General features: G+C 34.5%; 8 protein-coding genes. All 8 read right to left on the bottom strand.

Translation table 11 applies throughout. The features are described 5' to 3' along the window. Positions 1-88 precede the first annotated feature (88 nt). The 8 genes from J2Z80_RS06305 to J2Z80_RS06270 all read right to left on the bottom strand — a co-directional run bounded on the left by J2Z80_RS06305 (position 89) and on the right by J2Z80_RS06270 (position 16999). The gene (locus J2Z80_RS06305; protein WP_209453646.1) at positions 89-1045 is read right to left on the bottom strand and encodes a slipin family protein; all 957 of its coding nucleotides are present in this window, start codon (positions 1043-1045) and stop codon (positions 89-91) included. Between the two features lie 161 nt (positions 1046-1206). After that, a complete protein-coding gene (locus tag J2Z80_RS06300) occupies positions 1207-1977 on the bottom strand; it encodes a YhfC family intramembrane metalloprotease (protein WP_209453645.1) in 771 nt (256 codons plus the stop codon). Positions 1978-1999: 22 nt separating this feature from the next. Continuing rightward, positions 2000-3103 carry a DUF1648 domain-containing protein gene (locus J2Z80_RS06295; protein WP_209453644.1) on the bottom strand — a complete coding sequence of 368 codons (1104 nt, stop codon included), beginning with the start codon at positions 3101-3103 and terminating at the stop codon, positions 2000-2002. A gap of 13 nt (positions 3104-3116) precedes the next feature. Beyond that, positions 3117-3497, bottom strand: a complete 381-nt coding sequence (locus tag J2Z80_RS06290) for a GntR family transcriptional regulator (protein WP_132775233.1) — start codon at positions 3495-3497, stop codon at positions 3117-3119. Between the two features lie 130 nt (positions 3498-3627). Beyond that, positions 3628-12252 carry a glycoside hydrolase family 94 protein gene (locus tag J2Z80_RS06285; protein WP_209453643.1) on the bottom strand — a complete coding sequence of 2875 codons (8625 nt, stop codon included), beginning with the start codon at positions 12250-12252 and terminating at the stop codon, positions 3628-3630. A 127-nt stretch (positions 12253-12379) separates the two neighbouring features. Next, positions 12380-13744 (bottom strand): RsmF rRNA methyltransferase first C-terminal domain-containing protein, encoded by a 1365-nt coding sequence (locus tag J2Z80_RS06280; RefSeq protein ID WP_209453642.1) that lies wholly within the window; start codon positions 13742-13744, stop codon positions 12380-12382. A 101-nt stretch (positions 13745-13845) separates the two neighbouring features. Then, positions 13846-15393 (bottom strand): glycosyl hydrolase, encoded by a 1548-nt coding sequence (locus J2Z80_RS06275; protein ID WP_209453641.1) that lies wholly within the window; start codon positions 15391-15393, stop codon positions 13846-13848. Between the two features lie 136 nt (positions 15394-15529). Then, on the bottom strand, positions 15530-16999 hold the full coding sequence (locus J2Z80_RS06270) for an ABC transporter substrate-binding protein (protein ID WP_209453640.1): 1470 nt from the start codon (positions 16997-16999) through the stop codon (positions 15530-15532). Between the last annotated feature and the right edge of the window lie 133 nt (positions 17000-17132).

Genomic DNA, 17132 nt, shown 5'->3' with positions numbered 1-17132 from the left:
TTTCAATTTTATCCTCATTTATTATATGCTAAATTATGTAAAACAAAAACGGGACCTTTTGATTGAGATCCCGCAAAGTTTTATCTATTTATTCGCCTTTTTTGCTTTCTGTCAGTTTAGTAAAAATATTAAAAAGCTCTATAGGTATTGGAAACAGAATTGTAGAATTTTTTTCTGCAGCTATTTCAGGGAGTGTCTGAAGGTACCTTAACTGCAGTGCAGCAGGTTCTGCCGATATGACAGAAGCTGCTTCTTTAAGTTTTTGCGATGCTTGAAATTCGCCATCTGCAAATATAACTTTTGCACGCCTTTCTCTCTCTGCTTCTGCCTGTTTTGCCATTGCCCTTTTCATCGTATCTGGAAGCTCAATGCTCTTTATCTCAACTGCTGTAACCTTGATACCCCAAGGGTCTGTCGCTTCATCCAGCAATTCTCTGAGCTTTTCATTCAGTTCAGCTCGCTTTGCCAACATTTCATCAAGTTCATGTTGACCAAGAATTGATCTCAATATAGTTTGACCTAGAAGCGTCGTACTTTGTGTATAATTCGCAACCTTTGTTATGGCAAGGATAGGATCTAAAACATTAAAGTACACGACAGCATCAACATTTACAGGGACATTATCCTTTGTAATAACTTCTTGCTTTGCAACATCGATTGTAAATGTCCTCAAATCAACTTTTATTACCTTATCTATACCAAATGGAAATATCACATTAAAACCGGGTCCCAGCAAGCCAGATAATTTACCAAAACGAAATAAAACACCTCTTTGATATTCTGTGATAATTTTTACCATACCTGGAAGTATAATGAATGGTACGATAGCCAATATGACATCAATTATTGCATAATTAGGATTCATTCTTATGATTGTTATTATCCCTATAACACCCCAAATTATAAATGTTACAAGCATGAAATAGAAGTTAGCGAAAATCTTTCTGGTTACAGATATTGCCATCCACACAATCCACCAAATAGCCTCAATGGCAAATACAACCATAAAAACCGTACTTAGGATTGAAATTACCGATGCATCCATATTTATGCATCCCCTTTCTTGATATTATCTCTAATTCTAATATTAGCCATTTAATTTTCAATTTCAAGCACTAAAATATAAATTTTGTATTAATTTTTATGAAAAGCTATTTTAATAAATTGTTTCATATGGAACAAATTGTAAATAAAGTATTAATTTTTCTACAAAATTTTCTCTACAATCTTTTTTGATTTGACAATAAACACAAATGAAAATACAGCTATCACAAAGACAATAATCTCTACAACAAAAATACTTTTAAGAACTTTTGCTTGATATAATGCAGCAAATATATCCGTTATGAAATGCAGTAAAAGTGCATATATAAAATACTTATATCTGCCACTTTTTACGCTATAAAGAACTAAAATCGAGAGTGCTATTTGCAGTGTAAAAGCAAACAATCTTTCAAAACCGCTGATTAAAAACATGTATGAAGGTGTATTAATTATTGCATTCTTTATTTGATCAACTGTTCCAAACGGTAATTTTGCTTTTAGGGCTTCAAGTGAACCAGAATTTATCATGAATGAATATATTAAATTATTGATATTGCTGATTCCACCGATAATGATAGCCTCTGTCCCGCCATGTCCTAAGCCATAACTTAAACCATCTTTCCAATTTCGATACTTCTTAAGTATAGTCTTAAAACCTATTAACCTTCCAAATTCCTCAAATATAGCAGCAGCACATGCACCATAAAATGCATACGCATAAGGATGATGTATTATGGCAGTATATTTGAATATAAAAGAGTGAAGTGTTGATTCTAAAATCAAAGCAAATACAATAAAAATCAAAGCACCTGTAAACAAAGCCTTAAATGAAATTTTAAACCTTTTATATGAGTAAGCAACAGCAAAGGCAGGAATCAAGATCGAGAAGATTATTGAAATAATAATGAAAGCCATTTTTAAATCATTAACCATAATAAATTTCTCCCTCACAATTTTATTTCATCACATTTACGTTTATCATACTTATTGACACGATTATCAATATCAGAACTATTATACCGACCCATATAGACGGCCTTGCAAAATTGACAGTCCAGCCTACGCCAAATCTCTTCTCAACAAATAATGCTGGATCATCCGGGTTATAATAAATCAAGCCTCCTTTCCAATATCTATCATCATCTCTATCCACCGAACTCGGCTTATCATTTTCTCTATCTATCTTGATCCTTTCACCTCCTTGACCAGTCATTACAGATATAACTATTGCAGCAATTGCTATGATTAGCCCCGGCAATATAGAAAAAATAGCTATTTTGCTTTGCCAGTCTCTTATTACTCCATAAACAATAAACGCTGTGCCCATTAAAATGGCATTTATTAAGGTAGAAACAAAAACAACAAAACCAGACCATATTCTTCTAAACTTAAGATTTTTTTCTTTCGATAATTCCGGGTCTGATGGATCTATCTGCTGTTTTGCTAATTCTATCATTTTATATGAAACAAACATCAAAATCGTCATAATCAGTTGTACAATGCTGATTGAAAATACCGACATAATCGACTTCTTTGCAAATGAATCGGCTTCGCCACGAAAATTAAAATGCATAGGTATCCTTTGTGGTATATTCGGATACATATATATACCTACAACTAATGTTAAAATTATTATTGCTGCAGGCAATAAAAACCATAAAGAGAATACAACTATCTTTTCTTTCCTAAAGTCCATGTCTACAACCGCAATTTCTTTTTTTCCTTTACTCCACTCTCTTTTAGATTTCAAAGCATATACTTCATAGTGAGCTTTCATATACATTGCAAACATTATGATTACTTCAATAAAAATACCACCAACAGCAAAATTTATATTTTTCATCCTTATGACTACAAGAATCATAAATACTAAGCTTACAGTCAAAAAATTTATTATATACAAAGTTTTAATCCCCTGAATCTCTTTATCATTTAAAAAATCCTTAGGAACATGCACACCAAATACAATAGTTTTACGAGTAATGAATGGCGTAATGACTCCTATTACAATTAATATGAAATATGGCATTAAAAGATTAATATAATATAGCATATTCATTTCTATAAACCTCCTACATTCCATTTTTAAACTGCTCCAATATTTCTCTACATATCTTTAATATTTCATCCTCCGTCATCCCTCTTGAGAATGCATTCGCCAATATAGGTTGAAGATCCTTTTTCAATTCCTCAATAAAATTGTCATCGGCAGAAGCATTTTTAGTTACAACATAGCCTTTTCTCCTGTGAACACTTAAAAATCCTTCATCTTTCAAAATGTCATAGGCTTTTTTAACCGTGTGAAGATTTATTCCAAAATCACTTGCCAACTGTCGTATAGAAGGCAATTCATCACCTTCTTTAAGCATCCCCAATGCTATCCCTTCTATTATCTGATTTTTTATTTGCATATATATAGGTATATCTGACTCAAATTCTATTCTTAATAGCAATATTAAACTTCACCTCACGTGTAATATGTGTTATATTTATAATATAACACATATTACAAAAAGTCAATAATTATTTTAATAAAATACTATAAACAAAATCAGCAGATGAATATACTTCATCCGCTGATTTTTACGCTTTAACTGATATTTTCGTTCCCATCATCGCAGATACGTGATGTGTCTGCCCGTCATCCTTGAGAGCAATTTTATTGTCATTCATTATCTTTCCATCAACATTGATCTCCTGTACACCTCTGTTTACCCTTTCAGGATTTTCTATCTGTATTATATATTTAGTATTATTTTTGTATATATATTCTATTTTGTATTTCGTCCAATCTTTAGGCACACATGGATCTATAACAACCATATCTTTTTCTTTCTTAAATCCTAATATGTGCTCAATTGCTACTCTGTACATCCATCCAGAAGAACCAGTGTACCATGTCCAGCCCCCTCTACCTGTGTTTGGTTCTACTGCGTAGACGTCGGCAGCCATGACATAAGGCTCAACTTTATACTTAGAGTTTTCAATAGGCGTCCTGGAATGATTTATTGGATTTATCATGGAATAAAGCCTATACGCTTTATCCCCATCGCCAACTACAGCATATGCCATTATAGCCCATATTGCTGCATGTGTATACTGACCGCCATTTTCCCTAACACCAGGTACATATCCTTTAATATAGCCGGGGTTTAGATCACCTTTGTCAAAAGGTGGAGACAGAAGCTTTATAATGGCATTGTCATAATCTATCAAGTAATTTTCCAACGCATCAAGCGCTTCTTTTACTCTATCCCATTTGGCTGCACCAGATATTGCAGCCCATGACTGTGCTATTGAATCTATTTTGCATTCATTGTTTTGACTAGAACCAAGCGGAATTCCGCTGTCAAAGTATGCCCTTCTATACCAGCTTCCGTCCCATCCATTTTCTTCAATTGATTTGATTATGTCATCGGCAACCTTTTTGTATTTTTCAACCCTCTCGTAGTCGTTATTTTCAATACAAACTTGTATAAACTTTTTAAGTGTAACATACATAAACCACCCAAGCCATATGCTCTCACCTTTTCCTTTGTTGCCCACCATGTTCATTCCATCATTCCAGTCGCCAGAACCCATCAGTGGTATTCCATGCTGACCAAATTTCAATGAATGTTCTATGGCTCTTATGCAATGCTCATAAACTGTCGCAACTTCATCTGATACTACTGGTTTGCCATACCTTTCGTCTTCTTCATCCTTTAGCAGTTCTTCGTCCAAAAAAGGCATTTTAACATTTAGTATTTCCGTGTCACCTGTCACGCTTACGTAATCCGCTACAGCATAAGGCAACCAGAGAAGATCGTCTGAATATTTTGTCCTTATGCCTCTATCTGTACCCGGATGCCACCAATGAAGAACATCTCCTTCTTTGAATTGATGTGCACAGGCATTTAATATTTGAGCCCTCGTAAGTTCCGGTGCCACATATACCACATTCATAGTATCCTGCAGCTGATCTCTAAAACCATATGCACCTCCTGATTGATAAAATGCAGATCTTGCCCATATTCTGCAGGATATGGTCTGATAAAGGAGCCATCCGTTTAATAGTAAGTCCATTGACTTATCAGGCGTGCTTACCTGTATTGTTCCAACAAAATTGTTCCAAAACGTATCCACATAACTCAAAGCTTCTTTCACATTATCCAGATTTTTGTAATAATTTATTATGCGGCTGACATCATCTGTCGACATGCCTGTTCCCAGCAAAAATACCAGCTCTTTTTCCTCATTTTCTTCTAAATCGACATTAATTTGTACTGCAGCACATGGACTAAACCCAACTCCAACATTATTCGATAGAGATTCTCTTTTTAATGATTCTGGTCGCTTGGTGTCAAAATCAGGTCCCAGAAATTCCGACATGTTTCCCGTATATGATTGTATTTTATAAGACGCACTTACAAAAGATATCCTGTCAGGGAAATCTTCATTAAACACGTTTCTCATAAGCAGCGCATTCATGTCTTTGTTCATTTCCGTCACTATATAAGGGGATGTTAAATTTTCAAAGACACCCAATACAGGCTTTACATAATAGTATAGACTTAACATCCTTTTTTCACCGCTAATATTTTTAAGTTTTACAAGCGATATCTTAACTGTATCATTCATTGGTACAAACTCTAACATTTCATGACTTATTCCTGAGCAAACATGCTTAAACAATGTGTGTCCAAATCCATGCTCTGCAATATACTGTCCACCATCTCTTATGGGCTTAGCTGTAATCGTCCAAAAGGCACCAGTCAAATCATCCCTGATGTATAAGATTTCCCCGCTTTCATCTAAAACAGGATCGTTTGACCATGGTGTAATCTTGTATTCTCTGCTGTTCTCTGACCAGGTGTAGCCACTGCCTGATTCAGAAACTTGAAAGCCAAATTTATAATTTGAAATTACGTTTATCCACGGCATAGGCGTCTCCTTGTCACCATCCAAATCTATCACGTATTTATGTCCATCCATAGAAAACCCACCATATCCATTGCTGTAATGCAGTAGTATATTTTCTGGCAGCGGAACAGGGTAATTTTTTTCTGCATTTTTTATATCAAGCAACTTGGATTTACTATCTTTTTCACCAGCATCATATTCAAGTTGCTTTTCAATAGGCATGCCAGCTGTAAGCGAAAGCCTTGCAACAGTATTTAATAAAATGTAATCTTCATCTTTTAAATTGCTTTTATTAAGCAGAAATACACCACCATATTCTCCTATTATGTTGTATGCAAAACTGCCGCTTATTACATCCTTAATCTTGTCGCCTAATGCATCAATGTAACCGCCTTTATCATTATTTAAAATCACCAAATCTACATATAATCCTTTCATCCTCCAATACTCATGAGCCTTCAGCAGTTGCTTCAATATTGGTATCTCCTCTTTTTTGCTGATTTCTAAAAGCACTATTGGAATATCGCCAGATATACCGTACGCCCACAGTCCAGACTGGCCTTTTCTATTTTTCAATAAGTAATCTGCCTTTTTCATCCTAACAGGACTTAAATATATTATGTGGGGCAGCATCTGCTGAAAAAGACCTAACTCGTCTGACTTTAAGTTGAGATAGTCTAACTCCACTTTACCGCGGGATACTGACATTTCAAATGCCCTTTCGGTAGCTCCGGCATTTTTATACTTGTTTGCCAGTTTTACAACCTCAGATTTCGATTCTGCCACAGCAGTAATGAAAATTACTTTAGCTGTCTGATTTGGTTCCAATTTTATTCTTTTTCTCAAAGACATGACAGGATCAAGGACAGGACCGTCTGAATTCGATAATGGTCTGTCTGCTACAAGAGCCCTGGGATTCCTAAGAGTCCTGCCTCTACCTATAAACTTTGTTCTGTCTGTCTCAAACTGTGTATCACCTATTGTCTCACCGCCTTCAACAGAAACAGCGTGAGCAGCCCACAAAGATGATTTTCCCAAATCTCTAGGTCTTCTGTTAGCAACTATCATATCACTGTCAAGCAAAATCTCTGTTTTTATAAACAACTTATTAAAAGCCGGATGGGCTATATCAGCATTAATATCGCTTAAAACTGGTTCAAAATAGCTTGTCACCTCCAGTGTCCTTGAATTACTACTATGATTTTTCAATGTGACACGCCTTATCTCCACATTATCCTCAGGAGAAACAATCACCTCTGTCTCAGTATCAATATTACCAACCTTCTTTATGAACTTGGCCATGTCTTGCTTAAATACTACTTTGTACTTTTCATCTTTTGCATAAAATGGAGCATACGTTGTAGACCAAGTAGTATTTGAGTTTATGTTTTGCACAAATATAAATGTTCCGTGAATCTCATCCAGGCTATTTTTCCACCTTGTTATATTTGTTCCTTCTTTTTTGCTGTAACCAGTACCTCTATCTGTTAAAAGCACAGAGTAATCTCCATTTGAGAGAATATGGACTTGTGGAAGAAAGCTATCTAATTCCTCTATCACTCTCACTGTCTTTACTTCTTCCCTCTTTGGCTCTTCAAATTCCCTTTGTGCCTCTATTTCTTCTTTAAGCAGCATTGTACCATCTGGTACTCTCTCTTGTAGCAATATTTCAACTGATTTTATATAAGGATCTGAATGAAATCTTTTCTGCATCACATTTTTATTTATGAAGTTATTTAAAGCTAACATGCTCATACCCAGGTGGTGCGACATAAAGCTTTTAACTATAGCATATTTTTTCCCATAAGGCATCCTTTCTGGCGTAAAATCAATCGCCTCGTAAAAACCATACTTGCCTTCCATTCCCAGTTCTTTTAATTTTTTTATGTTTTTCACAACAGATTGAGGATCTATCTGCAAAGCCAGCATTGTTCCATACGGTGCTATCACAATGTCATGGGATAGTCCTCTTTTAAGGCCCATCCAAGGCACTCCAAACGCCTTATACTGATAATTAAGCTTGATATCAAAAGAGTAAAAACCTGATTCAGATATCCCCCAGGGTATGTCATACTTTTGGGCATATTTTTTCTGCATCATGATGACAAACTTATATGTCTGGTCTAAAAGCGTATTTTTGTAGTTCTTCATTATCAAAAGAGGCATAAAATATTCAAACATGGTTCCTGACCAAGAAACTAAGCCCCTTAAATAATTTTCTACTGTTACCATCCTTCCCATTCTAAACCAATGTTTCACATCAATTTCTTTTTTTGCTATAGCTATAAAACTAGCCTGCCTTGCCTCTGATGCAAACAAATCATAATAGGACTTTGTCAATTTTTCATCTTCAATATTGTAGCCTATAGAAAAAAGCTGCCTTCTTGTATCAAATAAAGGTCTAAACTCTGTCTTTTCAACAAGATTGCTTAATCTGCCTATCAAATCGTGTACCCTGTCTATCAAAGATGTAATTTTTTTATATGGCTCTATAAATTCTTCTGCCTCCATAGATGCGTGTGAATCTATAATTTCTTTATAACTGACTTTTAAACTATTTAATGAAATATCATTATTTAAATCAAACAATTTTTCGTATTCATTTTCTTTCTTGACAATTGGCAATAAATCTTCCAATTCTTTAATGAATGAATCGACAGTTTCTACAGTTTTTGGGTACCATCCATCCTCGTCATCCAATTTTATACCATCCAATTCACTTTTTAGCCGCTTAAGGTGTTGATACCAATCGCAGACAGTATAATCTCTGTTAGGCATCTCAAATTTTATTTTTTTGTTTTTTACGCCTTCATTTAATATGTTTATCAAGTCTAACAATCCATCCCGTAAATTTTCAGTTAAAGGCTTGTCTAAGACCTCTTTTAATCCTTCTTTAAGTACTATCATATATCCAACAAGATTTCCGCTGTCAACTGTAGAGACATAGTATGGTTTAAGTGGCTCTAGACTATCTGTTTTATACCAATTGTAAAGATGTCCATGCCATTTTTCCATTTTCTCTATGGTGGATACCGTCTTTTCGATTCTGTCTATCATCTCAGAAGTAGTAATATATCCAAAATCTCTAGCTGATATTGTAGATGAAAGATACAAACCAATATTTGTTGGAGAAGTCCTCCTTGCTACTCCTGCATAAGGATCTAGTTGGAAATTATCAGGAGGCAAATAATTATCCTGCTCCGTTGCAAAATCCTCAAAATACCTCCAGGTTTTTCTCGCTAATCTCCTTAGCTCTTTAATGTCTGATTCTTCCAAAGTTGATTCGTGCTCTGCTATAGGACAGCTTATCTTATATGCAATGAAAGGCGATACCACCCATATTAATGCAATAATCACAGAATAATACAACATAACCGGTTTAAAATATGCGCTCGATAGAATAAAAATAAACCCTACTAATATCGATATCCACATTTTGCTTAAAAAACTCAAAAAATCATTTTTAAGCCGCCTTTCCATATCTGCCGCTGTTATCCATTCTAAAAGATTTTTCTTTGATATATAGACTCTGTATAGAGTCCTTATTATCGCATCCATCATCATATAACTTTGATATGGCAAAAATGCAAACTGCAGTGCTCCTGTATAAAATGTTTTTTTAATGCTGTTTGTGAGTAAATTGTCGCGGTTGTTTGACCTTGATCTAATCTTTCCTATCAAAATGTCAATCACACCAACGATAAAAGGTGCAAACATGACTAATAGCACCAGTAAGTATGTTAACATGCTGTTTATTGGCAACAAAATACCAATAAACAACAGAAGCAGAGTAAATGGCGCTACAAGGCTTCTTCTCAAATTGTCGATTATTTTCCACTTTGAGATTATCGACAAAGGATTTTCTATGTAATCGCCATTTCTTGTTCTAATCCTTTTTGCGAGCCATGGTAAAAGCTGCCAGTCACCTCTTACCCACCTATGTAATCTCATCATATACGAATTGTACTTTGACGGAAAACCATCAATTAACAAAATATCTGTCACAAGCCCTGTTCTCACAAAAGAACCTTCAAGCAAATCATGGCTTAGCACTGAATTATCAGGTATCAAATCTTTAAGAATATTTCTAAATACCGCAACATCGTATATTCCTTTCCCTGTAAAAATGCCTTCTCCAAAGAGATCCTGATAAACATCAGAAACTGCAGTCGTATAAGGATCAATACCGCCATATCCTGCGAATATCGTAGAAAAAATAGACGAACTGGAAGAGACAATGTCCACCCCAATCCTCGGTTGAAGAAGTCCATATCCTTCAACTACTATATTTCTTTCTCTGTCAATCACTGCTTTATTAAGTGGATGCATCATTGTCCCAATAAGTTTTTTAGCAGTATCCATTATTAAATTTGTATCTGCATCAAGTGTAATGACGTATTTTATACTTGGCAAATCTTCAACATTTACACTTTTTATGTAGAAACTTGTCTCTTTTGAACCATTTAAAAGTTCATTAAACTCGATTATGGCACCTCTTTTTCTTTCCCAGCCCATATACGCATTTTGCATTTCGCAAAATACTCGCTTTCTATGGAAATAGAAAAATATATCTTTCCCTTTGGAGTATTTTTCGTTAAGCTCTCTTATGCCTTGAAGAGCACTGTTTATTATCTCCTCATCGTCATCTAATTTTTCTTTTTTAGTATCTTTAAAGTCTCCAACAACAGCAAAGTAAAGATTATCTTCTTTATTTGATATATATATTACTTCCAACTGCGACAATAACTCTTTAACCCTTTTAACGCTTGTTAGCAGTGTTGGTATAATTACCATAGTCGCAGATTCTTCAGGTATACCGTTTTTAAGTTCTATCTTTGGTATTATTGTAGGCTTTTTAACATGTATTATCACCCAATTAACTGCCTGTACAACAATCTCGCTTACAGGTATTATAGATATAGCTGCTATAGTAGCAGCATAAGCGACATTTGCACCTTTCATGATTAAAAGAACTGACAAAGCAGCTGCAATCAATATTGTCAATGCAATGATAGATGATATATAAAAGACGGCTATGTGTTTTTTTACGATACGATTTAATTTCAAATTGTTTTTCTTATGTCCTATTTTGCTTTCTAATATGCTTCTACCCTTGCCTATTATATAAAATCCTACATGATTTATGTATCCTGGCTTGTTGTTGTCATTTAATACCTCCTTTGCACACTCCAAAGCTTTTCTGGCAACATATGTCTCTGACGTATTGTATCTTTTCGCTATCTCTTCAATTTCATGTCTGTAATAATCCCGCGATTCAAAATCCATCATCTCATATGTACCGTCAGGATCCTGCCTCAATATCTGCTCTACGTTGCTAAGCTTTTCGAATATCTGCGCCCAATCTAATGTTGAAACATATTTAAGGCTGGTTATAGCATTGCCGATTGCCACCTGTCTTGCAGCTAATATTTGATGGTCTAGCTCGACTATATCGGATATATTCGTATCGTATTCTTGGAGAATTCTATCTATATATTGTACTAGTATTGTTGAATCATCACCTTCCATCCTTATTCTTTGCAACAGCCTCTCAAAAAAGGATGTAGGTATTCTTCCTACAGTCAGCACTTTATCATGTATTAATTTTTTAACATCATCAAATGTCATGTTCTTATTTGCAAATATGATATTTGCAACTTCATCGGCTTTATTCCACTGTTTCTGTGTAATAACTATTTTTTCTGAGCTTCTCTTAATATTTTCAATCAATGCAATTCTTATCATCAAGCCCAGTGCCCACAGTTCACCACTTGACAAAAGCGACTTCGACTGGTAAGCATTAATGAAATCTACGATTGTATCCTCATCAATTCTTCCGTCTGTATGTGACACTAGTTCCAACGCAATAGCATATACCCTTGGGTAACCTTTTAATATGCTGTTCTTAAGTCCTGGAAGCCCTGAATAATAACCTTTCGATAGGCTTTTTCTAATCTCTTTTACCTGCTCTTCAATGATGTAGAAATTATCTAAAAGCCATTCAGCATCTTGTGATATTGATTGTGTTTCTCCAGCCATGTTAATGTTTCTGTAAACAGATTTTATGTAGCTATAGCTTTTGTTCATACGTGGTATAAGCATATAATTTAGCTTAGTGTCTTTCATTACATAATGGTTCTGCGCTAAATCTTGAGCATGTCTCATTAGTTCATCATGATTCAGCAAAACATCATGTAAATCCCTTTCTTCATAATCATTCTTTTTTAAATACCTATTGAAAATCATTAACAGAAATAGTATCAACAAAGCTCCTATTAATATATGTACAAATGTAATAAACTCCAAGAAAAACACATCTCCTTTATCCCAAAATATAGTGACAAAATTATTATTCCCAATTTCCTATTATTTTTTTCTCATAAAAATAAAAACAAGGTAAATATTATTATGTACCTTGTTTTAAAAATTTATTTTATTTTCTTAAGCCTTTAGGATAATAGTTTTTTAATACTCCTTTAACTGCTCTTCCCCAACCAATTGAATAGCCATCAATTAAAAGAAGTACCCATCCATCATCGATATCGATATTTAATGTTTCACCATGAATATATGATTCTATTTCATTAGCCCTCAAATTATAAATTCTCTTGGTCTCATCTTTTTTTAAAGCCATTGCCAGCCAATGAGATGGCTCAAATCTTCCTTTTTTTAACTGTCCCAGATCAAATCCACATCTATACACTTTTATTCCAGATAAGTCCATCGTTTCTTCAGGAATATGATAAACATGATCACCCATCTCTTGTAAATTCAATTTTTCCACATCTATATTGAGATAATTGTCAATAAAATCGTAAAATAGTTTGTCAACAAATCCCTTTCTTTGTTTAAATTTTACTTTGCTATTGCTGCTCTTATCATAGCTGCCATTTTTTCTGAGTTTAGCTATAAAATGACCTTCGCCTTTTAATAAGTGTGGCCAAAGCCTTACACATTTTCTTAAGTCACTGCATCCATTGGCCCATTCTGGATGTCCATTATCAAATCCCTTATGCTTATAAATTTCTATTAATTCAAAGTCGCTGTGATTTTTTAGAAAATAGTCGATTACACCTTCATTTTCTTCCGGAGAAAATGTACACGTTGAATATACCATTATTCCACCAGGCTTTAACATGCATGATGCACTATCCAATATCTTTTTCTGGCGATAGGCACAGCTTAACACATTTTCCAAAGACCATTCATCTCTTGCCGTTTCATCTTTTCTGAACATTCCTTCGCCAGAACATGGGGCATCAACAAGTATTTTATCAAAATAATCTTTAAATGTCTTTTCAAGTTTTTCTGGTGACTCATTTAAAATAACAGCATTTCTTATACCAATCCTTTCAATGTTTTCTGCAAGAACTTTTACTCTCTTGGAATTAATCTCATTTGATACTAATAAGCCTTCCCCATTGAGCTTTGAAGCTATGTGTGTAGATTTACCTCCTGGCGCCGCACTTAAATCTAATACGATATCCCCTGGCACAGGATTCAATGCTTCTACTACCGCCATAGCGCTCGGTTCCTGAATATAAAATAAACCAGCATCGTGGTAATAATGCTTTCCTGGTTTATCATTTTGATCATAGTAAAATCCTGTATCACACCATGGTACAGATATCAATCTAAATGGAGAAATCCTTAAAAACTCATCAACAGAAATCTTTAGCGTATTGACTCTAAGTCCCCTATAAGGCTCTTTTTCATATTCCATCATAAACTTCTCGAAATCATCTTTTAACAGAAATCTCATCTTATTTACAAAGTCTTCTTTAATTTTCATAATCATTTCATCACCATAAAATTTTTTTCTTTTATATTATACCTTTGAGAAAATCATAAATCCAGAACTTAAAAGAGGCAGTTTATAAAAAAACCGCCTCTACATGCTCATTTATTGTCGCCATATTTTTTTAAATTTGGCAATTCATCTAATGTTATAACTTTATCGCTATTATACACTTTTTGAAACATATATTTTTCTGTGTATTTTTCTGATAATGTATTTGTATTATTTAAAGTAACGAATTCTCCCTGCCATGTGCTAAAGTATGACCATTTAGCATCATCTCTAAAAGCTAAATCAGGATCAAATAGGCACCCGTTTTCAGACATGGTTATTATTTTCTTAGACTTAGTCCATTCCAATATTTCATTAAATTTTGCAGATTGAGAATTATATACTTTCTCTCCCGGGTAAATATCTATACCTATAATGTCTACATACTGATCACCTGGATACCATTTAGGGTCTTGCCCATTCCACACCCATATTAAATTATGTATACCATAAACGCTTGTAAGACGATCAAAAAGAAGTCTATATAGCTTAATATAAGCATCTGGCCCAGATGCACCCCACCAAAACCAACCTCCGCTGGCCTCATGAAGTGGCCTCCACAATACTGGAACATCAGCATCCTGCAATCTTTTCAATTGCTTAGCTATTACATCTATATCTTGTAACAATAATTCATAGCCTTTTTTATCTCTTCCGTCCATTATGGCTTCCAAATTTATATTTGTTCCTTCTGTATAAAATCCTTTCCACCAAGGTTCACTTTCCGTATTGTATAAATAAGGCTCTGGCGCATTCCAATGCCAGCAAAATGTTACTATTCCGCCTAATTTATTAAATTCTATTGCATAGTCAACAGATTTTCCAACTGTACCGTGAGCTACTCTCGATGGTGTATAGTCTATAAAGTCTAATCCTAATATTGCTGGCATCTTTCCTGTTGCCTGCTTAATAGCTTGAAATTCTGGGCTATTTACTCCTTTGTCTGCATATTGTCCTGATATAATCTCTTTGCCATACATATCTACTAAGTACTGCATCAGTTTTCTAGTACTTTCAGTAGCTTTTGGATCTACCAGTTTATTTGATACTTTATAAATGCCTTCATCAAATCTTTTAGATTTAGTTATTTTCAAAGCATCCAGTCTAATCCACCCCCAGTTTTTTGTCATTTTTATAACATGCTGACCTGCCCTTAAAAATATTCTTTTTAGCACAGAATCCTGAAATTCAGTACCAGTAACCTTTGATACTCCAATCAAATCGCCATCTAAATATACATTATTCTCTTTATAACCATCATAACTTGCACTAATGAAATCTATGTCATAAAAATCGTCCTTTGGTATACGAACATTAAAACTAATTGTATCACTATCATTTTCTAAGCCATCTAGATAGCCACTGCCTGAATATCCTTTTACACTATTTCCCTTCCTTACATTGCCAGTAACAGCTGCATTATCTTCAGCCTCCAAATATAATTCAAAGTCTCCTACATTTTCTGTACTTTCAGTGTTTTTCTCTACAACTGCACTTTTTTTGTTTTCAATATCCTTTCCACTTGATGTCACTGAATTAAATTTGCACCCACTTATAAGAACGATAATGCACATCAGAAGAATACAAAACTTTTTCATATCTATTCCCCTAATTTTGAATTTTTGTGCTAAATTCAATATAATATCTAACATACACAAAAATAATGGTTATAGTGCCACAATATTGGGGTTGCTTATTGGCACTATAACCTTCAATATCTTTTGAAGTTTTAATTTATTGCTGACTGCCACTCCAGAATTTATCCAATGCACCTTGCAAAACTGGTTTTGCAGCTTCTACTGCTTGTGCAACAGTACTTTTCTTATCTACTATAATTGGCTGCCAAATCGTTGCACCAAAATCAAATCCTGAACTTGACAATGATGACCATATGTCAAGCTTTTGGTTTTGATCACAATCTAAAGCTAATTTCACATCATCTTCGTTTTGGAAGCAGCTTTCAAACCATGTAGGATCATCTCTTAGACTTGTATCTCCATTGTACCAATCCAAGAAATCCTCAAATACTTGATATACCTTATCTGCGTCTTTTACCCCAACAGGTATCATATACCAGTTTCCTTGTACAGGACTGTATATTTTGCCATCACCACTGGGTCCAACTGGGTATGGAACTATTTTGTAATCAAATGGCAATCCAGAGCCGCCATTAGAAGATGCTTTATCTGCTTCTTGCTTTAATAGCCATGCTTGAGCAGTCCAGAACATAACTTTTCCTGATGACCATGCTAACAAATTATCATTCCAATCTTGTGTATTCCAAGGTCTAGCAGAATGATCTACATTGTATAATTTATTTATAAAATCTAGTGTCTCCATCGTAGGCTTTGAACTTAATCCTTCAGTCTTAGTAGCAGCTATTGAGCCACCATTATTCATCAACAATCCATTAACTAAATCAGTAAAGACTCCACCGAATCCATATACATCTACTGCTCCATCGCCATTTGTATCTCTTGTTCCTTTGCGTGCATACTCCTCGAATTTATCCCATGTCCATTGGCCATTCTTATACAGTTCTTGCGGGTCTTCCAATCCTAATTCTTTTATCATAGTAGCATTGTACCCTAAGAATATTCCACTCGTCTGCAATCCCTGCTCTTGAAATAAATAAGTTCCTCCATTTACTTTCAAAGGTCTGACTATTTTATTGTCAGTAAATAAGTCACTATTTTTAGGTGCAATTTTGCTTAAATCCTGAGCTAATCCATGGGCTACTGCAGGAATGCCAAATTGCAAATCCGTCAAGTAAATATCGCACTCAGGGGTCCCAGCAGGTATTGATGTATTTATGCTTTTTATAATACCATCCCAAGTTAAATTTTCAAATTTAATCTTTACATTGTATTTTTTCTCTATTCTCCTTACATTGTCTAATCTCATCTGTGCAGTTTTTGCATTGCTAAGATTTGGATCATCATTTATGCTGGTATTGTCACTGTCATAATAATAGTCCCACCACAAGCCGACTTTTATAGTCCTACCACCAAAGTCAAATGCTGGATAGCGTACATCTCTTTCGTCCTGTTTTGCTTCAGTTTTTGTAGTCGAATTGTTATCAGTTGTCGTTGATGTCGTCTTATCACTTGTCTTAGTACTGTTGCTGTTAGAACACCCTGCAAGTGAGAAAATTAAGACTAATGCTAAAAATACCGCGATGAGCCTCTTACTCATCTTACTCATTTTTAAAACCTCCTCTTATTTGATTAATCAGCATAACATATATTTTTGTTATGCCTATATTTTCAAAGGATTTCTTTACTTACCACTAGCTTATCTTATAGTTTATATGGCAAGTAAAGATCCTTGAAAATCA

The sequence above is a fragment of the Thermoanaerobacterium butyriciformans genome, assembly GCF_017874545.1.
Taxonomy (GTDB): domain Bacteria; phylum Bacillota; class Thermoanaerobacteria; order Thermoanaerobacterales; family Thermoanaerobacteraceae; genus Thermoanaerobacterium; species Thermoanaerobacterium butyriciformans.
The sequence above is the reverse complement of the archived record's forward strand: the minus strand, read 5'-3'. Positions and strand labels throughout refer to the sequence as shown.